The sequence below is a fragment of the Neofamilia massiliensis genome (genome assembly GCF_001299475.1).
Classification (GTDB): domain Bacteria; phylum Bacillota; class Clostridia; order Tissierellales; family Peptoniphilaceae; genus Neofamilia; species Neofamilia massiliensis.
The window spans coordinates 529,336-548,867 of sequence record NZ_CYUJ01000002.1 but is presented as its reverse complement, the minus strand read 5'-3'; the positions used below and the strand labels follow the sequence as shown (position 1 = coordinate 548,867).

The window sequence follows — 19,532 nt, the reverse complement described above, 5'->3', positions numbered from 1 at the left end:
TTGGGAGTTTGCTTTTAGGTTTTTATTTTTGAGATTAAAAAAGCAGACGGGGTTTTTTCGTCTACTTCGTTTGCTACTTAAAGTCCTTATATTTATTTTTTAGGTCTTTGATCTTTTCAAGTCTCTCTAGGGATTTTTCTCCCTTTAGTTTTGTAATTTTAACTATCATTGCATCAGCTAGGGCTACTGGTGTTGTTAGGGAGTGATATTCGTTTCTTTCGCCTCTGTATACAAAGAGGTTAAGGTCTCCAGAATTTTCTTCATCGTGGTAGAGTCTGCTTGTAAATTGGATTAGCTTAAATCCTACTTCTTTTTTATAGTCGAAAATTATTTTATCTTCTCTAGATATTTTTGAAAAAGAAAATATAAGTAAAAGATCATCTTTTTCTAATTTGGATAAAGATTCTACTAATTCTGTGCCGCCAGTAGGTAGAGTCCAAACGTCGATTCCAATTCTATTTAGTCTGGTATATATTAGTGAAGTAAGGGCTTTGCCTGCGTGTTTTGCATAGACATAAATTTTATTTTTTTGAGCAAGTATTTTGCAAGCTTGGTCAAATTGATTTTTGTCAATGTGGTCTAGGGTCTTTTTAATGTTCTCAATTTGTTTGCTTAAATATGAGTCTAGGCTTAGGTCTTCAGAGCTAGCTAGGGTGGTCTTCATTTTTTCGGCTGCCATATAAGGAGACTGTTCTAGGACTAAAGTTTTTAAGCTTTTAAAATCGTCAGCGCCAATTTTTCTAACAAATCTTGAAATTGTTGCTTCTGAAATTTCTAACTTTTCAGCAAGCTCAATTATTGACATAAAGAGAAAATCATCATAGTTAGTTTCTATAAATTCTAAAATTTTTATTTCTGATTTTGTTAATTGTAGGTCATCTAAGCAAGAAATTAATTTCATGACTTGCTCCCTCTTAGTTATTAGTTAGCACTTCTATATAGTCTCCGCCTAAGGCATGAATGGTCTTTAAGGCTTTTTTTAAAAGAGTTGCAGACTTTACTTGGTCTTTTATTGTAGCAGATATTTTCAGTTTGTATCTGCCATTTTTAATTTCTTCTCTTAAGGCTTCAAAGGTATTTACATCATTTTCAAATTCATTATAGACAGCTTCATATTGGAAGGCTTGGTGGGTGTCGCTGCCACATAATATTGGTTTAGAAATTTTTTTAGCAAAGGCTTTTATTTTTTCAATGTTGTCTTCCCCTTCTAAGGCAGTATCTTTTCCATTTAGGTCTATAAAATCAAGTTTTTCTAGCTGGTCTTTGGTCAATCTAGGAATGGCTCCATTTGACCTAAAGGGATGGGCGCCGCCTCTTATTAGGTCATAGGGTTCTAATAAATCCATAAGGTCGTCAAAGGGCAGAAAGGTTTCTTTGGTTTTATGGTCTTCTAACTTTTCGTTTATTTCTATAATATCTTCAAATTTTCCTAAAACGAGAATATGAGCACCTTCTAAAATGTCTACTTCCATGCCAGGAAATATTTTTAGGCCATTAAAAATTAGACAGTCTCCATCTTTTTCAGAATTGTCATAGACAAGTTTATAGAGGTCTTTAAAGGCTTTTGTATTAAAATGCTCTGTCAAACATATAGCATCTAAGTTTGTTTTCTTGCATTCTTCAAACATCCACTGGATGTATTTTGCGTTAACAGGCAGGGCTTTTGCCAGTTTGCCATGGGTGTGAAAATCTATATTCATTAACTTATCCTTTCATCATAATTGAAACCATAAGAGTTATCATGACCCAAATAAATGATATAAGTAGAAAAATTATATCGTCGTATGATATGACTAATGATTTCAGTTTTAATTTTTTAACATCCTTGTTGGTAGCTGCATATCTAAAACCTTTTATCTCTAAGGCCTCAACAGTTGTTCTTGTCTTTTTGGCCGTATTTAATATTAGGGGATAGAAGGAGTTCATAATCATTTTAATCCTGTACCATATATAATTTATCTTGCCCTTAAGGCCTTCCTTAGCAGGGGCCTTGCTTCTTAGTCTAAAAGAAAGTAGGACATTTTGGAACTCAGTCATTAAAAGAGGCAGGATCCTATATGAATAGGATATAGAAAAGGTAAATTTCTCTGGCAGGCCAAACCACATTAGGCCATTTGATAACTTGTCTGGGTCCATACCTGAAAATACAGTCACTGAGGCTAGGGATACTGTAGAAACTTTTAGAGTAAGTATTGATAGAGGAATAATAGACGACAAGTCTCCACCAAAAATTAAGACGGCAATTAGCATATAGCCTGTTTGGCCTAGGACTCCAAGTAAAAACACAAAGAGAACCAGACCTGCTACCTTGGCCATAAGTGTAGTAATGGTTACTAAAATAAAACAAGATCCTAAAAACATTAAATTATTAGAAAACCATGGCACAATTCCAAAAAACAGGTACCAAAATATTAAAATCCTTGGGTCTAGTTTTGCAATAGGAGTATCGTCGTTGCCATAGGCATTTTTAAGTACCTGGCTTCTAAGATAGTCTATAGTGAACTTATCTTGCAGGCTTTCTATTACATTGTCTAATTTATTAGTCTTCATAATGGCCTTCCTTTAAATTATTTTCAATATTTTCTAAAAATTCTTCCACCGTATAGACATAGGTCTTTGGGTTAATGGCTTGGGCTAGGTCAAAAATTTCTGGGGCTCTTATAGCTATAGTTTCTTTAACTAAGTCGTTGTCAAATATTTGGTCCTTGGACTTGTCTGCAATAACCTTGCCAGCGTTTAAGACGATAACTCTGTCTGCCCATTGAGATACTAATTGCATATCATGGGTTGCAATTATTACGGTTTCTGTTTCAGATTTTATTTCTTCTAGAACTTTTATAATTTCTGTTCGAGTGGCCATGTCTAAGTTTCCAGTAGGTTCGTCTAATAGTAAGACTTCGGGTTTTAAGGCGATACCAATGGCTACACTGGCTCTTCTCATTTGGCCACCAGATAATAATCTTCCGTCTCTGTCTTTTAGGTCATTTAACCTAAATCTATTAATTAAGTTAGAGGTTTTCTCTTTATAGTCTTCTACTTCTCTTTCTTTCATTGCAAAGGCTATGTCTTCGTAGATGCTATCTTTTATAAACATCTCTTCTGGATTTTGATAAACCAAGGAGATGTGCTTTGCCAGTTCTTCTTCATCAATTTGATTAATGTCTTCACCTTTAAATAAAATTTTTCCGTCTTTAGCCTTAGCAAGTCCTACTAATAATTTCATAATTGTAGACTTACCTGCTCCATTAGAACCTATTAGAGCAATCTTGTCCCCTCTTTTTATACTAAGATTTAATTTATCAAAGATGATTTTAGGTTGACCCTTTATAGTATTATAAGTAAAGTCTATATCTTCAAATCTAAGAATCTCTTCATTGGTGTTTTCTATTTGTTCTTTTTTATAGTCCTTTAATTTTAGGTTAGAAAAGTAGGAAAGACCTTCTTCGATACTAAGAGGTAAGTGTACCTTATCTTTAGTATCTTCTCCATTTTTCTCATTTAGCATAAAGGCTGCTTGAGTAATTTGGGGCGGAAATATATCTGATTTTTTTAGGTCGTCAACTTTAGATAGGCCTTCTTTTGTAGGAAGGATCCAAGAAATTTTTCCCTTATTTAGAAGCATGACCTTGTTACAATATTTTGCAATGTATTCGGTGTGGTGCTCAATTGAGATTATTGTCTTATTATATCTTTTTCTAAGATCTTCTAGGATTTCATAAATCTTGTCTGCATTTTGAGGATCAAGTTGGGCGATTGGTTCATCTAAAATTAAAATGTCTGGTCCAAGGGCAATGGCTCCTGCTAGGGCTAGAAGGTGGGTTTGCCCTCCCGATAGCTGCCAAATATAATCATACTCTCTGCCTTCTAAGCCACAGGCAATTAAAGACTTTCTACCAAGGTCTTCGTAGTTTTCATAACCGTAATTTAATAGAGCATAGGATGCGTCGTCTAAAACAGTTGGCCTAACTATTTGGTTTTCAAAGTCTTGGTAAACATAGGCTACTTGTCTAGCTAAACTTCCTACATCTAAGTCTAGGGTAGATCTTCCATTGACTAGAACTTGGCCTTTAAAGTCTCCAACAATAAAGTGTGGTATAAGTCCGTTAATACACTTACAAAAAGTTGACTTTCCGCTACCATTGTTGCCAATAATAGCGATAAAGTCACCTTCTTCAATGTCTAAATTGATATTGTCTAAAATTTTTTTATCTGATCCTGGATAAGTAAAACTTAGATTTCTTATTTCTATTTTACTCATAAGAATTTATACTTTTCTCTTTATTTTTCTTTAGCCATAAAAGTGTAAGCAAGGATAGAACAGCTGCTACTGTTAAGCTAATAATAATTGACAATTGACTTTCTGCCCAATCAGCTTCCCAGTCTATTATTGAAAAACCAGATTCAGCTAAGTATTCAAAACCAAAGCCTAGGGCTATACCAACAAGAGCAAGTAATAAAATTTTTCCAAGAGAAAAGTCTACTTCCATGCCTGCTACCCTAGGTTGAACTCCAATAAGGGCTTCAATTTTTCCATAGAGTCTTGGCACTAAAATTAGTGTAGGTATTAGACAAAATAGGATGCCTGAAAATAGTAGGTCATTGAAAAATGCAAAAAATTCTGTAGCCCAAACTGATTCTGGCAAACCAGCTACAGCTTCAAAGTCTTCTACAGCAAATACAACTTTTAAGATATCTACCATAGTTCCCATAAATAGTTGAGCTCCTGTTCCTACTATTGCAGCAAGACCTACTTGGGTTTTGTTTCTTGGATCTTTTACCATCATGCCTGCAATAAATACACCAAGAGTAACTGTAGTGAATTTTTCTAACTCACCTATACCACCAAATTGTCCTAACATTATTTCTGAAAAAATAAGTTCACCTGTTGCAGCTCCAAGACCAGCACTTAGTGGATCTAAAAGCATGGCTATTGTTAGTGGTATAAATAAGAAATATTCAACTGAAAATTCAACTATACCTACATGGACTTTTGGTATTAGCTCAGAAAACATTGTTGCTAATCCATACAGCGACATGGTCAATACAAAGACCATAAGTTTTTGCGAAGAATTAAATTTTTGTTTTTGTAAGTTCATAATTTCCTCCAATAATTCCTATAAATTTTATTTGCAAGCCTATATTAGTCTATGCATATTTAATTTATATAAGGCTAATGTTAAATGAAGGTAAGTTTTTATTTTAATTTCCTTTGAAAATATTTTTTCATAAATGTTGATTTTAATAAAAAAAGCACCTAGACTTGCTAGATGTTTTCAAACAATTTTATTTTGTACTATTTCATTATTTGTCATTAATTTTTACAATTTAATTGCCTTGGTTTATATATTCAAGCCACTCTTTATATTCTGATGTTGAATTATTTTCTAAAGACTTTTCGGCATAAAACCTAGCAATTTCTTCAGAATAAGGTGGAGTTATAACATCAAATATATAAAAAGATATTAGGTTGGATAAATAAGCAATTTTCAATGAATCATTATGTTTTTCTAAATTAATTAGTAAGCCCAACATTTGAAAATATAAATTAATGCTAGTTATTTCGTCAATTTTTAAACTAATATCTAACAGTTTATTGTGTGTAATTTCATATATGTTATTTATATTTATTAATGAACTCAACTCTTCATAACTTAAATTTTTTTTATCATGTTCTAACATCCCGGTACCTCTAATATTGTATTAATTGCTCCAAGCTGGTCAAATATTTTTTATTTAAATGGGAAACTTAATATATAGACAAATCATCATACAGTTTATCGGCGATTATTTCTTCGATTTTTTTTCCTTCAATTTTTATATCTTTTAATAAGTCATCATAATTCTTATATACAGCGTTTTTTTTTTTTCATTAATATCGGTAAAGATATATCCATCTTTTGAAAAAGTTAAGGAGTAGGATTTATTATGAAAAGTGAATTCAAATTCCCTGTTTATTTTTATGTCTTCTTTAAAATCTTCTAAAGTATAGGTGCTCATTTTAGTCACCTAGGTATTTTATATAGATTTGGCAGGGGTTCCACTCATCCCATAAGTCTGGAAATACTTCTAATTTACTGTAGCCCATTGAAGTATAGAAGGAATTTGTAATGTCATATTCTTTGTAGTGACCTGATTGAACAGTTTTTACTTGTGAATATGTGTAGCCTCTTTCCTTGGCTAGTTTTTCATAGGCTTCATTTAATTGCCTACCTGCACCTTGGCGGTGAAACTGCTTTTTAATTCCCATGACAAATATATCTGCACAGGCAGGACTCGTTTCGTTAAGGACAATAAAACCAACTAGCTGGTCTTTATAAAAGCTGGCTAAAAAAGTCTTGTCTTGTGAGTCTTCAATATAGGCCTCTGTACTTTCTGGCAGGCCAAACCACTCTGGCAAGTCACTAAGAACTTCTCTTGCTATTTTTTCTTTTTCTTTTTTATCTTTTATTTCTCTTACAGTAAATTTCATAAATCCCCTTTTTATTTTTCTTTTAATTAATTGAGCTTTTTCAATTTTATATATTTCATTAATTCCATTATAGACAATTTAATTGTAGCAAAAACCAACAATAAATCAAACGCAAATTTTACGTTGGTTTTTACGTTTGAATTTCAAAGGTAATTTATACTTCTAAATCTAGAGTTAATTCTTTAATATTATCATAAATCTTAGTACTTTTATCTCTGGCTATTCTTCTCGCTTCTTCTATTGCTTGAATAGTATTTTCATTTGGAATATTAATTTTTTTATCAAAGCTAGAAAGGTTTTTTTCTGCTGATTGTTTTACTTCTTTCTTTGCTTTAAAATTCCATTTTCTTCTAAACATAAAGTCATCTCTTAGTTCGCCAATAAAAATTGCATCAGGGTCTTGAAGCAAAGTTTAAATTGTAATAATTTTTCGATAGATTTTAGGGCGTATTTTTCAACTTGTACTTGAAATTTACGCCCTGACTTGTTGAATTAAAAAAACTAGGCTGGAATTTTCCTTGCCTAGTTAATTTCTTTTGCTTTTATTAATTTATCAGCTAAGAAAGTTTAATATATTCGCTAAAGTTTCAAATTCATATAGTCTACGTCAATAAGTTTATCGTCAATTTCATAGTAGCCTTCAAATGTTCCGATTTTTTTGAAGCCGTATTTTTCGTATAGGTGGATAGCTACTTGGTTGTCAGACCTTACTCCTAGGGAAATAATTTTTGCCTTGGCTGTATTTTTCCCAAAGTCAATTAAAGCTTCTATTAGGGCTGATCCGATTCCCTGGCCCCAATATAGTCTTTGGACACATAGGCCAATGGATCCACGGTGGGCCATTCTCTTGTTGTTTGATCCTGTGTAAGTGCCTGTTCCAACTATTTTGCCATCAGCTTCTGCTAGAAAAAATGCTTGCTTGTGGCTTTTTCCTATGCGCTCTAAAATTTTTTCTTCTTCTTCTATTGTTATATTAAAGCCTTCTTCGCCATAGGACATATTATCTGTTTCGCCTCCACAAATTTTTGTGTGGTCTAATATTTGTTCGGCGTCACTTGGCTGAGCTGGTCTAATTTTTATTTGTATTTTGTCTTTAACTTATATTATATTCAATGTCATCTAGGGATTTTTTTAGATTTAAATTATCTGCAGTTAAAAATTCTAGTTCTCTCATGTTTTTTATTTTTGCAACTATTGATGTTGGAAAGCTTACTATTTCTTGGTTTAGAATACTTATATTGCTATTTGCAATTCTCTTTGCAGCTGCTAGCTGTTCGTTTTCGTCATTTATTTCGTCTTGTAGTTTTAAAAATTGATCTGATGATTTTAATTCTGGATAGGCTTCTGCAAGGGCAAATATTTTATTTATTGCCTTGTTTTGCTTGTCTATAGTTTTGTCTATTTCAGCAGCACTTGCCCCTCCTCGGTGTTTTATAACTTCTGTAAAGGTTATGTTTTCATGGTTTGCAAAGGACTTTGCTATCTTTAACATTTGAGTTATTGTGTCGTACCTCTTTGCCAAGGCTATGTCTACGTTTTTCTTTGACTCATTAACTACAACTTTAAGTCTATTTAGTTTGTTTGAAATTTTTATAAAGCCGTGTATTAGGTATATTAATATTATTATTAGTACTACTGGCATTATAAGAGCTTTGATTATTGGGTCCACTATTTGTCCTCCTTAGAATTTTTCTCTGATTATGTCTATTAGTGAATAAAAATCAGCTAACTGGTCTCTTACTTTTTCATATTCTCCTGCTAGGGATAGATCATCTATTTCTTCTTCAGTTATTGGTGCTGGAAATAGATATTTGTCTGACTGATATAGAATAGAAATTGAGTTTTCGTCCATATACAGGCTGATTTTCATTTTATCAATCCAATTAGTAAATATATCAATTATTTTTGGATCTAAAAATAGTTTAGCATAAAATTCGTCTGTAGAAAATATCGAATATGACTTGTTAAATTTTATTGATTCAGTTGGAACTTCTATTTCGTCTTTGTATAGGCCTCTGTAGGGCCCATATAAATTTTTCCCTCTTATTTTTTTCTTGTCCTTGGGTATTATTCTATGGTGCCCCTTTATTTTTGTTGGTATTTTTACTCTTAGAACTTGACCTATAAAGTCGTCGTCAGTGGCTACATTTTCGCCTTTTTGTTCCCTATAGTGCATGACATTTAGGTTTGAAAATTCTGTTTTGTATTCATCTCCAAAGACTATATTGCACTCGCCCTTGTATATTTGGGCATGGTTAAACATTAGGGCCAAAAAGTCCATATCGTCTATGAGTTTATAATAGTTTATTTTTGTATCTTCTAGGATTTGGTCTAAGACTGGTTGTAAAAAGTTTTCTATATAGGCCTTGGTCAACATCTTTTTCTTTTTATTGAGTTTTTTTATAAATGTAAGCAAGGCAAAAACTGACAGGGGTATGCCTACTGGTGGAAGTAATATAAGCAAGGGAAAACCAACTAAAACTATTAGAGCTAAAATCAATAGGTTCTTTGGACTTGACTTAAAAACATGGTCTTTCATGCCACTTTTTATTATATCTAGTCTTTTTTGCATTTGAGCTGAGTTTTCTAAGGAATTAATTTTTATACTTGTTTCAAAGCTGGTAAAATTATTTCTGTATGTTTTCATCATCTTGCACCTTTATTGCTTTTAGTCGCTTTTTTACTTTCTTATATAGGTTTTTTATTTTGTCTTCTCTTTGTTTTACATTTTTATTATATGATATATTCTTCCTAAGGCAAAGCTTTTGAGTTATTTTCTTCTGCTTTATTAATTTATTTCTTTCTGTATATAGTCCACTTACTTCCCTCAAATTCTTTTAGCACATCTGTAATTGGAAGAAGGGCCCATTGTTCGTGCATGGTTTGTCCAAATTTATTAAAACAGACTTTCTCATCAATGCAGTAAAATGCATGGATTAGTTTTCCGTCTATATAAAGGACTAGGACGTCTGCTTCTTTTACTTGGTCTAAGCTTTTTATTTGTAATATTTTTTCATATCCATTGGCTTGCAAAAATAAAAGAAAAGTGTCTGCAAAGATCCACTCGTCTATTAGGGCTTCGTTTTTTGAAATGGCATATAAGACGCTAGCAAAGCAGTTGGCTCCATGAGATTTTGGAAAGTGGTTATGGTATTTTTTTAAGTTTTCAAATCCTTTTATTGCGTCTAAATTTGTTTGAACTTTCTCATCATCTTGGCTTTTAAAAAAGTCTTCCTTTGCTTTTTGGTCCAAGTTGGTCCAGCGGTTTTTTGTTAGAATTTCATCTTTATATACAAGTCCATCTCCATTTTTAATTGTCTCTGCTGACAGACTTTTTCTAAAGTCTTCATTTTGATTTTCAAACCAATCTACTTTTGCAATAATTACATAAGCAAAATCTATGTTCCAAACTTCGTGATTGCTTATATTATTTACTGTGCCATATTTATAGCTATTAAAAAAATCATCTGCTGGCAGAACTAGTTGATTTTTAAGCTTATTAGTGTTTTCCTTATAAAAATTTTCACTTATAAAAAATAAGTCTTCATTTATTTCTAAGTCTCGCAATATCTTGTCTCCTTTTGTATTTGCATTTTATTATAAGATATATTATTTCTAAGAGCAAAGCTTTTGAATTATTTTCTTTTTTTAGGGTAAATTTATTCTAAGAAGGAGGAGGTCTTATGTTTAATAAATTGTTAGTTGCAATTGGTGGATCTAATTCATCTTTAGTTGCCTTAGACAAGGCCATTAAGCTTGGTATGATGACTAAAGCTGAAATTCATGTGCTTTCTGTTGCTCCTGAAGCTATTATGCGAATTCCTACTAATATTTCTAAGGAAGATGAGGAGCTTAATGAAGATGTTTATATTATTACTGAAAAGATTTTAGATGATGCTGATAAGAAACTTGAATCTTATCCTTATAAGCACTCTAGTCTTTATAAAATTGGAGAGCCTGCTAGAGAAATTATTGCCTATGCTGAAGAAATTGACGCCGACCTTATTGTTATGGGTAACAGGGATCTAGGTTTTTTCTCTAGGACAATTTTAGGCAGTGTTTCTAAAAAAGTTATTGAGTCTTCTAATATTTCTGTTTTAGTTGCAAAGGAAAAAGATCCTGAAGAGGATGAGGATGCTTAAATCCTATCTTTTGATAGTTAATGTCCTTACTTTTTTCTTATATGGCCTAGATAAGTTCAAGGCAAAAACTCATAGGTGGAGAATTAAAGAGTCTACTTTACTTTTCTTTACTATTATCGGTGGATCTTTAGGTTCTCTTTTTGGAATGTTTATCTTTAAGCACAAAAAGAATAAGAAGGTCTTTCTTTTGGTGACTTTTTTATCTTTGCTTATTTATACTTATATTTTTTATTCTTATTAAGTTCTTACTTTTGTAAGGGCTTTTTTGTTGGAGACAGACACAATGGTCAGTCCCTGTATTGTGTAGTTCCAAAAAAAAGAGGGAACTGTCTCACAAGTTGAATATAATTACAACTATACTTCAACTATAAGAACTCCTTCTTCACCAGCTGGAAGTTCATGCACTATATTTCCTTCATTAAACAAACAAGCTCCACCTCTTGCTATATTGTCACTATTTTTATCTAGACAATGTGAGTTAACATACAAAATATTACTGCCACATTTTTGAGCTTGTTGAGCATATTCGTATTTCAAACTTTCATTCCATTCTTTAGAGTTAAAATCTGTATAAACTGGCCAGAAAACTATATCAGAATTTAAATTCTTCATTTTAATACAATTTTCTGCATACCAAAAATCACCACACAAACCTACTGAAATAGTTTTCTCTAAGTAAGAGAATTGTCCAAACCCTTTACCTTCTACATAGTGAAAATCTGCAACAGGTTCTTTCCATCCTATAGATACACGTCTAAAATTATCTATTATTTCACCATCCTTAGTTATAGTTAATTGACTACTGAATAACTTATCCTCATCTTTTTCTATATAACCAAATGAAATTGCCACTTTATTATTTTTGCACAAAGATCTGATTTCATTTATTATTGATGAATTCTGACTTACAGCTATATCTATGTCCCTTGAATAATCCCAAGTTAGACAATCAAAGCCTTGCAAAAAACTTTCTCCAAATAGAATCAAATCAGCCTGGCTAGAGTGCTTTTTTACCGTTTCTTTAATTTTGTCAAAGTTATAATCTATATCATTAGTTAGAAAACCTACCGCTGCTAAAGCTATTTTCATAGAAAACAACTCCTTTTAATTTTATGTAGAAACTCTAAAAACCAGTATTCACTGTTATTATTTGCCTCTATCACTATTATAATACGAAACCCTTTGGTCCTGTCCACAATTTGCTTGCAATAAAGTTTATTTTAGATTGGATGAAAGTAAATGGGGGCACAACTAAATAGGCAGTCAGATTCTAACCAATCAGCCTTCTCCTTGGTCAGCTTCTTGGGAAGCTTTTGCGCGAGACCTGTTGCCAAATCAGAGATTTGGACTAGGGCTTCGAATGTCCCCTAAGGAGGAAAAAGAGGACCCAGCTAAGGCAATGTCCCCTTTTTGTTTAATTTGAATTTTATATGTCTTCTATTTGCCAGTCAATTGGCTCTAAGCCATGGGCTTTTAAAAATTCATTGGCCTTTGAAAAGTGTTTGCAGCCAAAGAAGCCTCTATAAGCTGATAGTGGACTTGGGTGTGGGGCTGTTAGTATTAAATGGTTTTTATTAGTAATTAGTTTTCTCTTTTCTTGGGCTGGTCTTCCCCATAATAAAAATACTACTGGATCTTTTTTGTCGTTAAGACTTTTTATAACTTGGTCTGTAAATATTTCCCAGCCTCTGCCTCTGTGAGAGTTGGCCTGGTGGGCTCTTACTGTTAGTACTGTATTTAATAAGAGGACTCCTTGGTCGGCCCATTTTGTTAGGTTGCCATTGTTTGGAACTTTTAGGCCTAAATCGTCGTGAAGTTCTTTAAAGATATTTTCTAGTGATGGCGGAGTTTTTGTTCCTGGTAGTACTGAAAATGCCATGCCATGGGCTTGTTTATAGTTATGATAGGGGTCTTGGCCTAGGATTACCACTTTTACGTCGTCGTAGTCTGTGTAGTGGAAGGCGTTAAAGATGTCTTCTGCCCTTGGGAAGATCAGTTCATTGTTGTATTCTTCTATTAGAAATTGTCTTAGAGTTTTATAGTAGTCTTTTTCAAATTCATCGCCTATATGGTCCAGCCACTTATTTTTTATCTTTGTCATTTTAGCTCCTTTATGTAAAAAAAGAGTAGACTTTTATAGCCTACTCTTTGTTTATTGTTAATTAACCAATTAATTTAGTTACAACACCTGATGCTACAGTTCTTCCACCTTCTCTAATAGCAAATCTTACACCTTCGTCCATAGCGATTGGAGTGATAAGTTTTACTTTGAAAGTAGCGTTGTCGCCAGGCATAACCATTTCTACACCTTCTGGTAATTGGATATCTCCAGTTACGTCAGTTGTTCTGAAGTAGAATTGTGGTCTGTATCCGTTGAAGAATGGAGTGTGTCTTCCACCTTCTTCTTTTGATAGTACATAAACTTCTGCTTCGAATTCTGTGTGTGGTTTAATTGTTCCTGGTTTAGCAAGAACTTGTCCTCTTTGGATGTCTTCTCTTTGAACACCTCTAAGAAGTAGTCCTACGTTGTCTCCTGCTTGAGCTTGGTCTAGAAGTTTTCTAAACATTTCTACTCCAGTTACAACAACTTTTCTAGCTTCATCAGTAAGTCCTACGATTTCAACTTCGTCTTGAACTTTAACTACACCTGATTCTACTCTACCAGTTGCAACAGTTCCTCTACCTGTAATAGAAAATATGTCTTCTATTGGCATTAGGAATGGGTTGTCGATGTCTCTTACTGGTTCTGGAATGTATTCGTCTACAGCTTCCATAAGTTTAAGAATTTTGTCTCCCCATTCTGATTCTGGGCTTTCGATAGCTTTTAAAGCTGATCCAACTACGATTGGAGTGTTGTCTCCGTCGAAGTCATATTCAGAAAGAAGTTCTCTAACTTCCATTTCAACTAATTCGATTAGTTCTGGGTCGTCAACTTGGTCTTCTTTGTTTAAGAATACTACGATTTTTGGAACACCTACTTGTCTTGAAAGTAAGATGTGTTCTCTTGTTTGTGGCATTGGTCCGTCAGCAGCTGATACTACAAGGATAGCACCGTCCATTTGAGCAGCACCAGTGATCATGTTTTTAACATAGTCGGCGTGTCCTGGGCAGTCTACGTGAGCGTAGTGTCTGTTTGGAGTTTCGTATTCTACGTGAGATGTAGAAATAGTGATTCCTCTTTCTCTTTCTTCTGGAGCCTTGTCGATGTTTGTGTAATCGATGTTTTCACCAGTACCATATCTTTGGTGTAGTACATAAGTGATTGCTGCAGTTAAAGTTGTCTTACCGTGGTCAACGTGACCAATTGTACCAATGTTTACGTGTGGTTTACTTCTCTCAAATTTTTCTTTAGCCATTATTTAATCCTCCTAATGAACTATAAATATATTTTTATCCTAATTATTCTAATAATACATCAATTTTGTATTTTTTTCAACTATTACTCTCTATTACCTATTACTTCTTCAGCAATATTCTTTGGAACTGGTGCGTAGTGGTCAAATTGCATTGAGTATGTTGCTCTACCTTGAGTGTTTGATCTAAGTGATGTTGCATAACCAAACATTTCTCCTAGTGGAACAAAGGCTCTAATAACTTGAGCTCCTGCTACCATTTCCATTCCTTCTACTTGGCCACGACGAGAGTTAACGTCTCCAATAACGTCTCCCATGTACTCTTCTGGAGTAGTAATTTCTACTGCCATTGTAGGTTCTAGTAATTGTGGGTTACCCTTTCTTAAAGCTTCTTTAGTTGCCATTGATGCGGCAATCTTGAAGGCCATTTCTGAAGAGTCAACTTCGTGATAAGAACCGTCATATACAGTTACTTTTACATCTAGAACTTCGTAGCCACCTAGGATACCTGACTTAAGGGCTTCTTCAACACCTTCTTGTACAGCTCCCATATATTCTTTTGGAATAGCTCCTCCAACAATTTCGTTAACGAATTCGAAGCCTGCTCCTTTTTCAAGTGGTTCCATTCTAAGTTTAACGTGACCGTATTGTCCACGACCACCAGATTGTCTAGCATATTTTGTATCTGCTTCTGATGGAATTGTTATAGATTCTCTGTAAGATACTTGTGGGTTACCAACGTTAGCTTCAACTTTGAATTCTCTTAGTAGTCTGTCTACAATAATTTCAAGGTGAAGTTCTCCCATTCCGGAAATAATTGTATCGCCAGTTTCATCATCTGTATAGGTTCTAAATGTTGGGTCTTCTTCAGCTAGTTTTAGTAGGGCTGCAGTCATCTTGTCTTGAGAAGCCTTAGTTTTTGGTTCTATGGCTACAGAGATTACTGGTTCTGGGAATTCCATGTTTTCAAGAACTATTGGTGCGTCTTGATCACATAGGGTATCTCCAGTTGTTGTATCTTTTAAGCCAATTGCTGCTGCAATTTCTCCAGCAAAAACTTCTTCTACTTCTTCTCTCTTGTCTGCGTGCATTACCATAATTCTACCAATACGTTCTTTTTTGCCCTTTGTTGAGTTATAAACATAAGATCCAGCTTTTATTGATCCTGAATATACTCTAAAGTAGCAAAGTTTACCTACATATTGGTCAGTAACAATTTTAAATGCTAGGGCTGAGAATGGTTCTTCGTCTGATGAATGTCTCTCTACTTCTTCGCCATCTTCTGTTGTTCCTTTAATAGCTGGAACATCTAGTGGAGATGGTAGATAGTCAATTATAGCATCTAATAGTAATTGTACACCCTTGTTTTTGTATGATGAACCGCAAGTTACTGGTACCATTTGTACTGATACAGTTCCCTTTCTAATAGCTTTCTTTAGCATTTCTTCAGAGATTTCTTCTCCTTCTAAATAAGCCATCATTAAATCATCATCAAAGTTTGAAACCTTGTCAATAAGGTTTTCTCTATATTCTTCTGCAAGGTCTTTCATATCATCTGGAACGTCTGTAATTTCAATTTCAAAGCCCATGTCATCTTTGTAGATTTCGGCTTTCATTGTTACTAAGTCGATCATTCCTGTGAAATTATCTTCAGCTCCAATTGGAATTTGAATTGGAACTGGGTTTGCATTTAGTCTGTTTTTAATTGTTTCAACAGAACGGAAGAAATCTGCTCCAACAACGTCCATCTTATTAATGTGGGCAATTCTTGGAACCATATACTTGTCAGCTTGTCTCCAAACTGTTTCTGATTGAGGCTCAACACCTGACTTAGCATCAAAAAGTGATACTGCGCCGTCAAGGACTCTTAGAGATCTTTCTACTTCAACTGTGAAGTCAACGTGTCCTGGTGTATCTATGATGTTTAATCTGTGGTCCTTCCACATAGCTGTTGTAGCTGCAGACCCAATTGTGATACCTCTTTCTTTTTCTTGCTCCATAAAGTCCATTGTTGCTCCACCGTCATGGGTTTCGCCGATTTTATGAATCCTACCAGAGTATAAAAGTATACGTTCTGTTGTAGTTGTTTTACCAGCATCGATGTGAGCCATGATACCGATATTTCTTGTTCTCTCCAAAGGTATTTGTCTTGGCAAAATAATCCCCCTTTAATTACCAACGATAATGAGCAAATGCTTTATTAGCTTCTGCCATTCTGTGCATTTCTTCTTTTCTCTTAACACTACCGCCCATTTCGTTAGATGCATCAAGAATTTCACCAGCTAGTCTTTCAACCATGGTTCTTTCTCCTCTAGCTCTTGAATAGTTTACTAACCATCTAAGACCTAAAGTTTCTCTTCTTTCTGCTCTTACTTCCATAGGAACTTGGTAGGTTGCTCCTCCTACTCTTCTGGCTTTTACCTCTAATACAGGCATAACATTGTTTAAAGCCTTGTAGAAAGTTTCTAGACCATCTTGGCCTGAACGTTCTTGGACTAAGGCAAAGGCATCATAAACTATTTTTTGAGCCTTTCCTTTTTTTCCGTCTAACATTACATTATTTATTAGTTTAGTTACTACCTTGTCTTGATACATTGGATCAGGCATAACTTCTCTTTTTGGAATATGACCTTTTCTTGGCACTTCGCTTCCCTCCTTAACCATTTTTTTAGTAAAATCATCGGTACTCGACACTTTTGCCGTTTGCGCCAATGTTAATATATAAAATTAATGAATAACATTGACTTCTTGCTTAAGTTTTTCGATTTTTACCTACTATTTGCTTTTTGCTTTCTTTGCACCATATTTTGATCTTGAAGACATTCTATTAGCAACTCCTGCTGTGTCTAATGATCCTCTAACAATATGGTACCTAACACCTGGAAGGTCTTTTACTCTTCCACCTCTAATTAAAACAACAGAGTGTTCTTGTAGGTTGTGACCTATACCTGGGATATAAGCCATAACTTCTTCACCGTTTGATAATCTTACTCTGGCAACCTTTCTCAAAGCTGAGTTAGGTTTCTTAGGAGTAACAGTTCTTACAGCTACACATACACCTCTTTTTTGTGGTGAGTTATGTCTAGTAACTTTTTTGTTCAAAGAGTTGAAGTTTACACCTAAAGCTGGTGATTTAGATTTAGTAGTTTTTGCTTTTCTTCCTTGTTTAATCAACTGATTAATTGTTGGCATTCTTGCACCTCCTCATTAATTTTATATACTAACATCTGTCGTATGCATAAATAATTACATATTTACACACCTTGTTATTTTACCATTGTAGGATACCTATGTCAAATCTTTTTTTGGCTTATTTCTAAGTCTTCCAAAATATAATCTTCTGAATTGGTTTTCGTTTCTTTATAGGCTTTACTATTATTATTTTTTATTGGCCTATAAGAACTCGTATTTTCTTTACACAAGTATTCTAAGATAACAAATCTAATTTCATCAAAACTAATATCATCGTCAACAAGGTCTTTAATTGGTCTAAGTTTTTTATATCCAACTTTTTCTATAGCAGCTAGGACTTGGTCTTTTTTATTAGCTGGAAGGTCTGACTTAAAATCTATTACATAACCAAAGTCAGCTATGGCAATAAGGTGTTTTAAAATAGTTGCTTGTCTAAAACCAGTTGTCTCTGCTATTTCCTTATAGGTCATACCTGATTTATAGAGTTCAAGGGTTTGTCTTTGGTTGAAAGTAAGACCCTTTTTCTTTTGTTTTTCGTCAGCCTTAATACTTTTTCTTTCTATATTATAGGCTTGATTTTCAATATACTCATTAATAACTTGTAAAAATTCTACTCCATAGTTTTCTAACTTTTTATAGCCTACTCCTGGAATTTGTATAAATTCTTCAGCAGTTCTTGGTAGTAGTTTTGCCATTGCTCTTAGGCTGGAATTGTGAAAGATTGTATATGGTGGAAGATTTTTTTCTGATGCAAAGTCGTTTCTCAACTGGCGTAAGGCTTCATAAAGGTCTTCGTTTACAATTTCTTCTTTGTTAGAATTATCTTCTTTGTAGGCTGATGAAACTTTTGACTTCTTTTCATCTGCTCTAATATAAATTTCTTCTTTATTTTTTAAAAGACTTAGGGATTTTTGATTTAATTTCAAGCACTGGTAGGCATCCATAGAAATATAGTCTAAGGCAAGAAGATAGTTTATCATATCTTTAATTCTTCCTAGGTCATAATTTTTCATTAGGCCAAAGGTGGAAAGTTTATCAAAGGATCTTTCTAGGATTTTTCTGTCTCTCGATCCTTTTAAAACTCTAGCTACCATGTCTATGCCAAAGCCTTCTTCAAGTCTATATATACATGATAAAATCATCTGTCCTTGGATAGTAATATTTTCCCTTGTTGGTTTTTCTAGGCAGGCTGAACAATTGTTACAAGGATTAGATTTTTCTCCAAAGTAATTTAGGATAAAGGCTCTTAAACAACTTGTTTCGTTGGTATAAGCTACCATGGAATTTAGTTTTCTAAGAGCATAGGGATCTTGGCCTAGGGCTATTAGTCTTCTAGCTAGACTTACATCTTTTGGATAATAATATAAGATTGCCTGGGCCTTATCGCCGTCTCTACCTGCTCTTCCTGCTTCTTGGTAGTAGGCTTCTAGGGATTTTGGCATATTGGCGTGGATGACTTTTCTAACGTCTGCCTTGTTTATCCCCATGCCAAAGGCGTTAGTTGCTACTATTATATTTATTTTATCTTTTACAAAATCGTCTTGGGTTTTTGTTCTTGTATTAACATCCATGCCTGCGTGATAGGCGCCTGCCTTGTAGCCTTTTTCTCTTAAGTAAGCTGCAAGATTTTCTACATTTTTTCTCGTTGAACAATAAATAATAATCGAGTCTTCTCTATTTATGTCTCTTAAAATTTCCTCTTCTAGGTTTGCTTTATACTTTATGGAAAATCTAATGTTTGGCCTGTCAAAGGAATTTATTTTTATAAATGGATCTCTTAGGCCTAGTTCATTTATTATGTCCTCTCTAACTGTTTCAGTTGCTGTTGCTGTAAAGGCTCCTATAACTGGTCTTTTATTTAAGTTTTCTATAAAGTTTCTAATTTTTCTATAAGACGGCCTAAAGTCGTGACCCCATTGGGATATACAATGAGCTTCGTCTATGGCAATAAAAGTTATGTACTTAGATTTTATAAGGTCGACAAAATACCTTGAGTCTAATCTCTCAGGTGCCAAATAAAGTAAATTTATTTTTTCTTCTTCTATGTCTTTGTAGATTTTTAAAACTTCATCTTCATCTAATGTTGAATTTAAATAAGAAGCCTTGATTCCCATTTCCCTAGCCTGGTCGACTTGGTCTTTCATTAGGGATATTAATGGAGATATAACAAGACTTAGACCATTTAATTCTATGGCAGGAAGTTGATAGCAAAGGGACTTGCCTCCTCCTGTTGGCAAAATTGCAAGGACGTCTCTTCCATTTAAAATATTTTCAATTATTTCTCTTTGACCTGGGCGAAATGACCTGTATCCAAAATAAGTTTTTAATGTGTTTTCTAGCATAGCAGCCTCCTTTATAAAATTATAGCATATCTTA

General features: G+C 33.8%; 21 protein-coding genes. 2 read left to right on the top strand and 19 right to left on the bottom strand.

Translation table 11 applies throughout. The annotated features are described in order from the left end of the window. Positions 1-73: 73 nt before the first annotated feature. The 12 genes from BN2667_RS02650 to BN2667_RS02590 form a co-directional block, all read right to left on the bottom strand. Entirely contained in the window at positions 74-901 is an 828-nt protein-coding gene (locus BN2667_RS02650; RefSeq protein WP_054251777.1) for a MurR/RpiR family transcriptional regulator, read from the bottom strand. A 13-nt stretch (positions 902-914) separates the two neighbouring features. Then, positions 915-1,700, bottom strand: a complete 786-nt coding sequence (locus BN2667_RS02645; RefSeq protein WP_054251776.1) for a PHP domain-containing protein — start codon at positions 1,698-1,700, stop codon at positions 915-917. A gap of 4 nt (positions 1,701-1,704) precedes the next feature. Then, positions 1,705-2,550, bottom strand: coding sequence for an energy-coupling factor transporter transmembrane component T family protein (locus BN2667_RS02640; protein ID WP_054251775.1), 846 nt, complete (start codon positions 2,548-2,550; stop codon positions 1,705-1,707). Next, the gene (locus BN2667_RS02635) at positions 2,540-4,258 is read right to left on the bottom strand and encodes an ABC transporter ATP-binding protein (RefSeq protein WP_054251774.1); all 1,719 of its coding nucleotides are present in this window, start codon (positions 4,256-4,258) and stop codon (positions 2,540-2,542) included. Before BN2667_RS02635 ends, BN2667_RS02640 begins: the two co-directional genes overlap by 11 nt. Beyond that, on the bottom strand, positions 4,251-5,096 hold the full coding sequence (locus BN2667_RS02630) for a DUF8171 family membrane protein (RefSeq protein ID WP_054251773.1): 846 nt from the start codon (positions 5,094-5,096) through the stop codon (positions 4,251-4,253). Before BN2667_RS02630 ends, BN2667_RS02635 begins: the two co-directional genes overlap by 8 nt. 229 nt (positions 5,097-5,325) lie before the next feature. Beyond that, positions 5,326-5,679 (bottom strand): hypothetical protein, encoded by a 354-nt coding sequence (locus tag BN2667_RS02625; RefSeq protein ID WP_054251772.1) that lies wholly within the window; start codon positions 5,677-5,679, stop codon positions 5,326-5,328. A gap of 319 nt (positions 5,680-5,998) precedes the next feature. Then, positions 5,999-6,469: a GNAT family N-acetyltransferase gene (locus tag BN2667_RS02620; RefSeq protein WP_054251771.1), complete on the bottom strand. Its 471-nt coding sequence runs from the start codon at positions 6,467-6,469 to the stop codon at positions 5,999-6,001. A gap of 154 nt (positions 6,470-6,623) precedes the next feature. Next, positions 6,624-6,827, bottom strand: coding sequence for a hypothetical protein (locus BN2667_RS02615; protein ID WP_054251770.1), 204 nt, complete (start codon positions 6,825-6,827; stop codon positions 6,624-6,626). Positions 6,828-7,048: 221 nt separating this feature from the next. Then, the gene (locus tag BN2667_RS02610) at positions 7,049-7,543 is read right to left on the bottom strand and encodes a GNAT family N-acetyltransferase (protein WP_278308129.1); all 495 of its coding nucleotides are present in this window, start codon (positions 7,541-7,543) and stop codon (positions 7,049-7,051) included. A gap of 19 nt (positions 7,544-7,562) precedes the next feature. After that, complete coding sequence (locus tag BN2667_RS02605; RefSeq protein WP_242848704.1) at positions 7,563-8,138, bottom strand: LemA family protein; 576 nt, start codon at positions 8,136-8,138, stop codon at positions 7,563-7,565. Positions 8,139-8,150: 12 nt separating this feature from the next. After that, complete coding sequence (locus BN2667_RS02600) at positions 8,151-9,119, bottom strand: DUF3137 domain-containing protein (protein ID WP_075967855.1); 969 nt, start codon at positions 9,117-9,119, stop codon at positions 8,151-8,153. Positions 9,120-9,262: 143 nt separating this feature from the next. Beyond that, the gene (locus tag BN2667_RS02590) at positions 9,263-10,036 is read right to left on the bottom strand and encodes a hypothetical protein (RefSeq protein WP_054251766.1); all 774 of its coding nucleotides are present in this window, start codon (positions 10,034-10,036) and stop codon (positions 9,263-9,265) included. 116 nt (positions 10,037-10,152) lie between these two features. Here BN2667_RS02590 and BN2667_RS02585 point away from each other — a divergent pair, with 116 nt between their 5' ends. Both BN2667_RS02585 and BN2667_RS09600 read left to right on the top strand, forming a co-directional pair. Continuing rightward, positions 10,153-10,611 carry a universal stress protein gene (locus BN2667_RS02585; protein WP_054251765.1) on the top strand — a complete coding sequence of 153 codons (459 nt, stop codon included), beginning with the start codon at positions 10,153-10,155 and terminating at the stop codon, positions 10,609-10,611. Continuing rightward, positions 10,598-10,852, top strand: coding sequence for a DUF1294 domain-containing protein (locus BN2667_RS09600; RefSeq protein WP_075967854.1), 255 nt, complete (start codon positions 10,598-10,600; stop codon positions 10,850-10,852). The genes BN2667_RS02585 and BN2667_RS09600 overlap by 14 nt, the downstream gene beginning before the upstream one ends. A gap of 113 nt (positions 10,853-10,965) precedes the next feature. On the opposite strand, the gene BN2667_RS02575 is transcribed toward BN2667_RS09600, so the two are convergent. The 7 genes from BN2667_RS02575 to recQ all read right to left on the bottom strand — a co-directional run bounded on the left by BN2667_RS02575 (position 10,966) and on the right by recQ (position 19,498). Beyond that, positions 10,966-11,700 (bottom strand): carbon-nitrogen hydrolase family protein, encoded by a 735-nt coding sequence (locus tag BN2667_RS02575; RefSeq protein ID WP_054251763.1) that lies wholly within the window; start codon positions 11,698-11,700, stop codon positions 10,966-10,968. Between the two features lie 337 nt (positions 11,701-12,037). Beyond that, positions 12,038-12,712 (bottom strand): uracil-DNA glycosylase, encoded by a 675-nt coding sequence (locus BN2667_RS02570; RefSeq protein WP_054251762.1) that lies wholly within the window; start codon positions 12,710-12,712, stop codon positions 12,038-12,040. 61 nt (positions 12,713-12,773) lie between these two features. After that, entirely contained in the window at positions 12,774-13,967 is a 1,194-nt protein-coding gene (gene tuf, locus BN2667_RS02565) for an elongation factor Tu (protein ID WP_054251761.1), read from the bottom strand. Between the two features lie 83 nt (positions 13,968-14,050). Beyond that, a complete protein-coding gene (gene fusA / locus BN2667_RS02560) occupies positions 14,051-16,120 on the bottom strand; it encodes an elongation factor G (protein WP_054251760.1) in 2,070 nt (689 codons plus the stop codon). A 16-nt stretch (positions 16,121-16,136) separates the two neighbouring features. After that, the gene (rpsG, locus tag BN2667_RS02555) at positions 16,137-16,607 is read right to left on the bottom strand and encodes a 30S ribosomal protein S7 (RefSeq protein ID WP_054251759.1); all 471 of its coding nucleotides are present in this window, start codon (positions 16,605-16,607) and stop codon (positions 16,137-16,139) included. Between the two features lie 132 nt (positions 16,608-16,739). Further along, positions 16,740-17,156, bottom strand: coding sequence for a 30S ribosomal protein S12 (gene rpsL, locus BN2667_RS02550; RefSeq protein ID WP_054251758.1), 417 nt, complete (start codon positions 17,154-17,156; stop codon positions 16,740-16,742). A 101-nt stretch (positions 17,157-17,257) separates the two neighbouring features. Next, positions 17,258-19,498, bottom strand: coding sequence for a DNA helicase RecQ (recQ, locus tag BN2667_RS02545; protein WP_054251757.1), 2,241 nt, complete (start codon positions 19,496-19,498; stop codon positions 17,258-17,260). Positions 19,499-19,532 lie beyond the last annotated feature (34 nt).